The following is an 8122-nucleotide window of genomic DNA, read 5'->3' on the forward strand; positions in this document are numbered from 1 at the left end:
CCACAGCCACGCGCACCCCCGAAACCGGGGTGGGGTCAGCCCTACCCTGCCACGGGCCGCGGGGACAGCCCGCTCTGCCCAATGGCCGCCAGGAATTCGTCGAGCGCGTCGAGCCGGTGCGCGCTGACCACGGCGTCACAGTACGGCCAAGCCGCCGCCATCCCGCCCGCCAGCGGACGGTACCCCGGCCGGGCCGTACGCGGGTTCGCCCACACGATCCTGTGCGCCAGCAGGGAAAGCCGGGCCAGCTGCCGGGCGAGCTCCTCCGGCGGGCCGGTCTCCCAGCCGTCCGAGACGATCACCACCACCGCGCCCCGCGCCATCCCGCGCGCGCCGTAGTCGTCGAGGAACTCCCGCAACGCCGCGCCGATCCGGGTACCGCCCGACCAGTCCGGCGCCCGCTCCCCCGCCCGGCGCATGGCCTCCACGGGATCGACGGCCAGTGTCCGGCTCAGCCGCGTCAGCCGCGTCGCGAAGGTGAACACCTCGGCGCTCGCCCCGCCGTTCGCGCACATCAGCAACTGCAGCATCGCCCGCGCGTACGCCTCCATCGAACCCGAAATGTCGCACAGCACCACCAGTTTCCGCGGTTTCTCCCGCGGGGCCCAGCGGCGCAGCGTCACCGGTTCTCCCCCACTGCGCCGCGCCTGCCGCAGCGTCTCGCGCATGTCGACACGTCGACCTCCGGCGGCGACACGCTTGCGCCGGGACCTCCGCAACGGCGTCGCGAACCGGAAGCGCCGCATGACCTCCCGCAGCAACGCCAGCTCACCCGGCTCCAGCTCACCGAAATCGCGCGTGGCCAGCACTTCCAGCGCGCTGCCCGCCGTCGGCAGCTCACGCACGCGGCCCGTGCCCGTCCCGGACGAGGTCGACAACGCGCCCGACGCGGGTTCCCCGCGGAAAGCGGCATGGATCGCGTCGCCGAACACGCTTTCGAACACGCGGCCCAGCACCTCCACGTCGCCCGGAGCCGCGGCCAGCGTCGCCACCGCGCACCAGTACAGCTCCTCCGGCCGGCGCGGCGAGACCACGACGATCGACTCCGCGAACCGCGCCGCCCGGTCCGCGCCCACCGGAATCCCTTGTGCCCGAAGCAAAGCACAGAACCGGGCGGCGAAATCGGCGAGATCAGCCATCGCCGACCACCCGTGCCAGCCCCGCGGCCTCCACCGCCGTCCGATCCTCCTCGTACTTGAGCACGGCGCTCATCGTGTGCCGCAGCGCGGACTCGTCGAGCGACTCGGCACCCAGCACGTGCAGGGCCGCCGCCCAGTTGATCGCCTCCGCCACCCCGGGCGGTTTGTACAGCTCCAGCGCCCGGAACCGGCCCACCGAAACGGCCACCCGGTCGGCCAGCCAGTCCGCGATCCCGGGCACCCGCAGCCGGATGATCGCCGCCACCCGCTCGGTGCCCGGATGCGCGATCCACTGGTACAGGCACCGCCGCTTGAGCGCGTCGTGCAGCTCCCGCGTGCGGTTCGAGGTGAGCACGGCGATCGGCGGCAGCACCGCCCGCCGCGTGCCCAGCTCGGGGATCGTCACCGTGGCCTCGGCGAGCAGTTCGAGCAGGAACGCCTCGAACTCGTCGTCGGCGCGGTCCACCTCGTCGATCAGCAGGACCGCCGGGCGCGGGCCGGGATGCTCGATCGCCGCCAGCAACGGGCGTGCCAGCAGGTAGTCCTCACTGAACAGGTCCACTTCGGACAGTTGCTCGCCGCGCGCCTCGGCGAGGCGGATCCCGAGCAGCTGGCGGGGATAGTTCCACTCGTACAGCGCGTCGGCCAGCGAAAGCCCTTCGTAGCACTGCAACCGGATCAACGGCGTGTCCAGCGCGCGGGACAACGCCTTCGCCGCTTCGGTCTTGCCCACTCCGGGCTCGCCTTCGAGCAGGATCGGCTGCGCCATCCGCACCGCGAGGAACAACGCCGTCGCCAGCTGCTCGTCCGCCAGGTATCCCGCCGCCCCCAGGCTTTCGGCGAGCTCGGGCACGCTCTCAGTCATGGTCGGCATACCGGGCCGGATCGTCCGCGAACGCCTCCCGGCAGCCGGGCCCGCAGAAGTAGTAGCGCCTGCCCTCGTACGGCAGCTGCAGCGAATCGCCCACCACCGCCACCGTCATCCCGCACACCGGATCCGGCGCCTCCGCGGGCTCGGGCAGTTCGCGCGCCCGCGCCCGCACGCGGCAGCTCACCAGTTCCGCGTACACCGAAACCGCGATCTCCGCCGGGGTGCGGGCACCGATGTCCAGCCCCGCCGGCGTGTGCACGAGCTCCGCGCCGTCGAGCGCTTCCACCACCTTCGCCCCGCGGCGGCGGCTCGCGATGAGCCCGATGTACCCGGCCCTGGCCGTGATCGCCGCCTGCAGCACGTCCTCCTCGTCCCCGCGCCCGTGCGACGCGACGAGCACGGCGTCCGCGTCCGCCGGCACGGAGTCGGGGCCGTCGACCTCGCGCACGTCGTACCCGATGGCCCGCCCGACCGACAGCAGCGCACGAGCCACCGGCGCGGTCCCGAACACCGCCACCAGCGCGGGCGGCAGCTGTGCCTCCAGGAAGATCTCCAAGGTGCCGCCGGACAGGCAGGGGTTGCCCACCGTCACCACGCCGTCCTCCAGCACTTCCTCGTCGTCCGGGTCCGGCGTGATCCGCAGCAGCGCGGTCTCGCCGGTGCCCAGCAGCCGGATGCCCTGCGCCCGCACCGTGGACTCCGCGCAGTTGCCGCCCACGAACCCCTCCACGGTCCCGTCGGGCAGCACGAGCGCGCAGTCCCCGGGTTTGGCGCTGGTGGGCCGTTGCGCGCGCACCACCGTCGCGAGCACGAAGGGTCTTCGCCCCGCCCGCAACGCGTTCGCCTGCTCCAGCAGCTCCGGGCTGGGCATCAGGTGATCGCCAGATCTGTCCGAAGTGGACTGCCGTGCAGCGCCGACCACACCGCGGCCGGGGTGAGCGGCATGTCCGCGTGCCGCACGCCGTACGGCTTGAGCGCGTCGAGCACCGCGTTCACCACCGCGGCCGGCGAGCCCACGGTCGCGGACTCGCCGACGCCCTTGGCGCCGATCGGATGGTGCGGCGAAGGCGTCACCGTCTCGCCGAGCCGCCACGACGGGCATTCCATCGACGTGGGCAGCAGGTAGTCCATGAACGAGCCGCCGAGGTGGTTGCCGTCCTCGTCGAACGCCATCACCTGCATCAGCGCCATCCCGACCCCGTCGGCGAGCCCGCCGTGCACCTGGCCCTCGACGATCATCGGGTTGATCCGCACCCCGCAGTCGTCCACCGCGACGAAGTCCCGCACCCGCACCTGCCCGGTGCCGGCGTCCACGTCGACCACGCACACGTAGGCACCGAACGGGTAGGTCAGGTTCGGCGGGTTGTACACGCAGCTGGCGTCCAGATGGCCCTCCACGCCCTCGGGCAGTTCGAGGCTGGAATGCGCGGCCATCGCGATGTCCTGGATCGACTTGCCCGCCTCGGGATCGCCCTTGACGAACCAGCGGCCCTTCTCCCACTCGAGGTCGTCCGGGCTCACCTCGAGCATCGCCGACGCGACGATCTTCGCCCTGTCCCGCACCCGCCGCGCCACCACCGCCGTGGCCGCGCCGGACACCGGGGTCGAGCGCGAACCGTAGGTGCCGAGCCCGAACGGGGTCTGGTCGGTGTCGCCGTGCACCACGTCGATGTCGTCCGGCGAGATGCCCAGCTCCTCGGCCACGATCTGGGCGAACGTCGTTTCGTGGCCCTGCCCCTGTGTCTGGCAGGACAGCCGCAGCACCGCCTTGCCGGTCGGATGCACCCGCAGCTCCGCGCCGTCGGCCATGCCGAGGCCGAGGATGTCCATGTGCTTGCGCGGCCCGGCGCCGACCGCCTCGGTGAAGAACGAAACCCCGATGCCCAGCAGGTTTTCCCCGCCGGCCTCGCGGCGCTTCGCCTGCTCCGCGCGGAGTTCGTCGTAATGCACCAGCTCCAGTGCTTTGCGCAGCGCGCGCGGGTAGTCGCCCGAGTCGTACTCCCAGCCCGTTTTGCTCTCGTACGGGAACTGCTCGGGCCGCAGCAGGTTCTTCATCCGCAGTTCGGCGGGGTCCAGGTCGAGGTCGAAGGCCAGCACGTCCATCATCCGCTCCACCAGGTACACGGCCTCGGTGATGCGGAACGAGCACGCGTACGCGACCCCGCCGGGCGCCTTGTTCGTGTAGACGCCGGTGACCTCGCAGTGCGCGGCCTCGATGTCGTAGGAACCGGTGAACACCCCGAAGAACCCGGCCGGGAACTTCGTCGGCTGCGCGGTGCCGTTGAAGGCGCCGTGATCGGCCAGCACCTTCACCCTGATGCCCAGCAGCTTACCGTCCTTTGTGGACGCCAGCTCGCCGCGCATGTGGTAGTCGCGGGCGAACGACGTGCTCATCAGGTTCTCCGAGCGGTCCTCCACCCATTTCACCGGTTTGCCGGTGACGATCGAGCCCACCACGGCGCACACGTACCCGGGGTAGATGCCCACCTTGTTGCCGAACCCGCCGCCGATGTCCGGCGACACGACGCGGATCTTGTGCTCGGGCAGCCCGGCGACGAGCGCGTAAATCGTGCGGTGCGCGTGCGGCGCCTGCGTTGTCGTGTACACGGTGAGCTTGCCGGTCACCGGGTCCATGTCCGCGACCGCGCCGCAGGTCTCCATCGGCGCGGGATGCACTCGCGGATACAGCATGTCCTGCACCGCCACCACGTCGGCGCGCGCGAACACGTCGTCGGTGGCCTGCTTGTCGCCCGTCTCCCAGTCGAAGATGTGGTTGTCCGTACGGCCTTCCACGTCATCGCGGATGACCGGGGCATCGGGCTCCAGCGCGCGGCGGGCGTCGACCACCGGCGGCAGCGCCTCGTAGTCCACGTCGATCAGTTCCAGCGCGTCACGGGCGGAGTACCGGTCCTCGGCGACGACGAACGCGACTTCCTGGCCCTGGAACCGGACCTTGTCCGTGGCCAGCACGGCCTGCACGTCGTGCGAGAGCGTGGGCATCCAGGCCAGGTCGAGGCCCGCCAGCGTCTCGCCGGTGATCACCGCGCGCACCTTCGGATGCGCCTCGGCCGCGCTCGTGTCCACCGAAACGATCCGGGCGTGCGCGAACGGGCTGCGCAGCACCGCGCCGTGCAACATGCCCGGCAGCGCGATGTCGTCAACGTAGTTGCCGCGCCCGCGGAGGAACCGGGCGTCCTCCTTGCGGTGCATCGAGCCGTAGCCCATCGGCGTGGTCGTCATGCCTGCACCTCTTCCGCCGCTTCGGGTTCTTCGGCACCCGCTTCCCGCTCGGCCGCCCAGCGGATCGAGCGGACGATGTTCTCGTAGCCGGTGCACCGGCACAGCTGCCCGGAGATCGCCTCGCGAATGTCCTCTTCGGACGGACGAGGGTTGGTGTCGATCAGCCAGCGGGCGGTCATCATCATCCCCGGCGTGCAGAACCCGCACTGCAGCCCGTGGCAGGCGGCGAACCCCTCCTGCACGGTGTCCAGGCCGACGCCGTTGGCCAGCCCCTCGACCGTGCGCACCCGGCGCCCGTCGGCCATCACGGCCAGCACCGTGCACGATTTGACCGGCACCTCGTCCAGCCACACCACGCAGGTGCCGCAGTTGGAGGTGTCGCAGCCCCAGTGCGTCCCGGTCAGGCCGAGCTCGTCGCGAAGGAAATGCACCAGCAGCAGCCGGGGTTCCACGTCGCGGGTGCAGGCCGTGCCGTTGACGGTCACGCTGATCTCCATGTCAACCCTCCGTTGTCCAGCGGGCCCGCGCCGACCGCAGCGCGCGTTCGGTGAGCGTGGCGGCGAGGTGGCGTTTGTAGGCGACCGGGCCGCGCTGGTCCGGCACCGGATCGCAGTGCTCGGCGGCGATCCGCCCGGCCTGGGCGAACCGTTCGTCCGTGGCCGGGCCGCCGACGAGGAACCGCTCGGCCTCCGGGGCGTGGAAGTTCTTCGCCCCCACGGCGGTGAGCCCGATCCCGGCCTCGGCGACGTCTTCGCCGTCCAAGCGCAGCTCCGCGCCCGCCGCGGCGACGGCCCAGTCGCCCGCGCGGCGCTCGACCTTCTGATACGCCGAGGCCGACGAACGGATGGGCACCCGGATCTGCACGAGCAGTTCCCCTTCGCCCACAACGGTTTCATACGGCCCGACGAAGAACTCCCGCACCGGCACGACGCGCTGTCCGTCACTGCCCTGGATCACGACTTCCGCGCGCACGGCAGCGAAAGCGGCGGACAGGTCCTCGGAAGGGTCGGCCTGGCACAGGGATCCGCCGACCGTGCCCCGGTTGCGGACGATCGGGTCGGCGATCACCCGCTCGGCGTCGTGGAAGATCGGGAAGTGCTCCCCGGCGAGCGCGGAGCCGAGCAGATCGGCGTGCCGCACCATCGCCCCGACGCACAGCGCGCCGTCCTCGACGCTGATCCGGGACAGCTCGGTGAGCTCGTTGATGTCGATCAGCGCCTGCGGCTGGGCGAGGCGCAGTTTCATCATCGGGATCAGGCTGTGCCCGCCGGCCACCACCCGGCCTTCGGGCCCGTACTTGCCGAGCAGGCTGAGCGCGTGCGGCACGCTGCTCGCCTTTTCGTACTGGAACTGCGCGGGTACCTGCATATGCGTGAGCCTGGCCCCCGTCCGGCGCGCTGACAACGGCTGAATAATGCTTCCCTTAAGGGGGCTGTTCACCGGGGCCGTGAACCCTAGAATCGTTTTCGTGACCCTTGGTCAGCTGAGTGCCTTCGTGCTCGTCGCAAGGCTCGGTTCGGTGACCGGCGCGGCGCGGGCGCTGGGGGTGAGCGAACCCGCGGTTTCCCAGGCGCTCGCGGCATTGCGCCAGCACCACGGGGACAAGCTCATCGTGCGCACCGCCGGCGGGATGACGTTGACTCCCGGCGGCAGCAGGCTGCTGCCGATCGCTTCGCAGATGGTCGCGCTCGGCGCGGACGCCGACGCCGCCGTCCGTGAAGCGAACGGAATGGCGGAACGGTTGCAGGTGGCGGTAACCAGCACGCTGGCGGAATTCGTGGCAAATCCCTTACTGGAGGCTTTCATCGCGAAATCCGGACCACCGATCGACGCCGCCTCGGGATTGGCCCGAACGGCGGAAATGGCGGTACTGCTGAACAACCGGCTCGCCGACGCGGCGTTCGGCCCGCGGCTCGACGGCGGGCTGGACAGCACCCCGGTGTTCCGGTGCGCGCTGATCGCCGTGGCGGCGCCGGGTTTCCGTGCCCGCGGCAACCCGGCGAAGTGGCCGTGGCTGGTGGACCCGACCGGCGCGGACCCGGACAGCGAGACGGCGAAGGTGTTGCGGGGACTGGGAATTCCGGAGGAAAGCATCCAGGTGTACCCGAACCAGACCGCGGCCTGGTCGGCCGCGGCGAGCGGGCACGGGGTCTCGATGGCGTTCGAGCACCTGGCCGCGCCGCAGCTGCGGCGGCGCGATCTCGTGGTGGTGTCGACCCCGGCCACGCCCGTCACGGTGTGCTGGCACTTGACGACGCTGCCGCAGGGCCGGATCTCGCCCGCGGCCGCCTCGCTGCGGCATTTCGTGAGCACCCCGGCGGCGATGCAGGTGATGCGCTCCCCCGGCGCCGGCGTGCCACCATCCCGCTTCCGCCCCCCGGTCTACGTGACGATCTGGAGCTGACGCACGCTTTTGCCGCTCGCGCTGGCGAGTTGGCCGCTCCCGCTGGCGTGTTTGCCGCTCGCGCTGGCGAGTTGGCCGCTCCCGCTGGCGTGTTTGCCGCCCCCGCTGGCGAGTTGGCCGCTCCCGCTGGCGTGTTGGCCACGCGCGCTGGCGTGTTTGCCGCCCCCGCTGGCGAGTTGGCCGCTCGCGCTGGCGTGTTTGCGCCGCCCGTCGGCGTGCTGGCCGCCCGCGCTGGCGAGTTGGCCGCCCCCGCTGGCGAGTTGGCCGCCCCGTTGGCGTGCTGGCCTCCCCCTGGCGAGTTGGCCGCCCCGGTCGGCGAGTTGGCCGCCCCCGCTGGCGAGTTGGCCGCTCGCGCTGGCGTGTTTGCGCCGCCCGTCGGCGTGCTGGCCGCTCGCGCTCGCGAATTGGCCGCCCCCGTCGGCGAGTCGGCCACGCCGCCTCGCCCGCGCGTGGCCAACCGCCCCAACC

General features: G+C 71.7%; 7 protein-coding genes. 1 reads left to right on the forward strand and 6 read right to left on the reverse strand.

Annotated elements, in window-relative coordinates; genetic code table 11:
- Positions 1-41: 41 nt before the first annotated feature.
- Genes FPZ12_RS38555 through FPZ12_RS38580 form a run of 6 tightly spaced genes read right to left on the reverse strand, consistent with a single transcriptional unit; the run spans position 42 to position 6618 of the window.
- Positions 42-1139, reverse strand: a complete 1098-nt coding sequence (locus tag FPZ12_RS38555; RefSeq protein ID WP_144754574.1) for a vWA domain-containing protein — start codon at positions 1137-1139, stop codon at positions 42-44.
- On the reverse strand, positions 1132-2013 hold the full coding sequence (locus FPZ12_RS38560) for an AAA family ATPase (RefSeq protein WP_424923689.1): 882 nt from the start codon (positions 2011-2013) through the stop codon (positions 1132-1134). Before FPZ12_RS38560 ends, FPZ12_RS38555 begins: the two co-directional genes overlap by 8 nt.
- Entirely contained in the window at positions 1997-2881 is an 885-nt protein-coding gene (locus FPZ12_RS38565) for an XdhC family protein (protein WP_144754568.1), read from the reverse strand. Before FPZ12_RS38565 ends, FPZ12_RS38560 begins: the two co-directional genes overlap by 17 nt.
- Positions 2881-5250: an aerobic carbon-monoxide dehydrogenase large subunit gene (locus FPZ12_RS38570; RefSeq protein ID WP_144754565.1), complete on the reverse strand. Its 2370-nt coding sequence runs from the start codon at positions 5248-5250 to the stop codon at positions 2881-2883. Before FPZ12_RS38570 ends, FPZ12_RS38565 begins: the two co-directional genes overlap by 1 nt.
- Entirely contained in the window at positions 5247-5747 is a 501-nt protein-coding gene (locus tag FPZ12_RS38575; protein ID WP_144754562.1) for a (2Fe-2S)-binding protein, read from the reverse strand. Before FPZ12_RS38575 ends, FPZ12_RS38570 begins: the two co-directional genes overlap by 4 nt.
- 1 nt (position 5748) lies before the next feature.
- Positions 5749-6618 (reverse strand): FAD binding domain-containing protein, encoded by an 870-nt coding sequence (locus tag FPZ12_RS38580; RefSeq protein ID WP_144754560.1) that lies wholly within the window; start codon positions 6616-6618, stop codon positions 5749-5751.
- Positions 6619-6718: 100 nt separating this feature from the next.
- Between FPZ12_RS38580 and FPZ12_RS38585 the strand changes: the two genes are divergently transcribed.
- The gene (locus FPZ12_RS38585) at positions 6719-7654 is read left to right on the forward strand and encodes a LysR family transcriptional regulator (protein WP_144754557.1); all 936 of its coding nucleotides are present in this window, start codon (positions 6719-6721) and stop codon (positions 7652-7654) included.
- The last annotated feature ends 468 nt before the right edge of the window (positions 7655-8122 follow it).

The organism is Amycolatopsis acidicola (assembly GCF_007713735.2).
Lineage (GTDB): Bacteria > Actinomycetota > Actinomycetes > Mycobacteriales > Pseudonocardiaceae > Amycolatopsis_E > Amycolatopsis_E acidicola.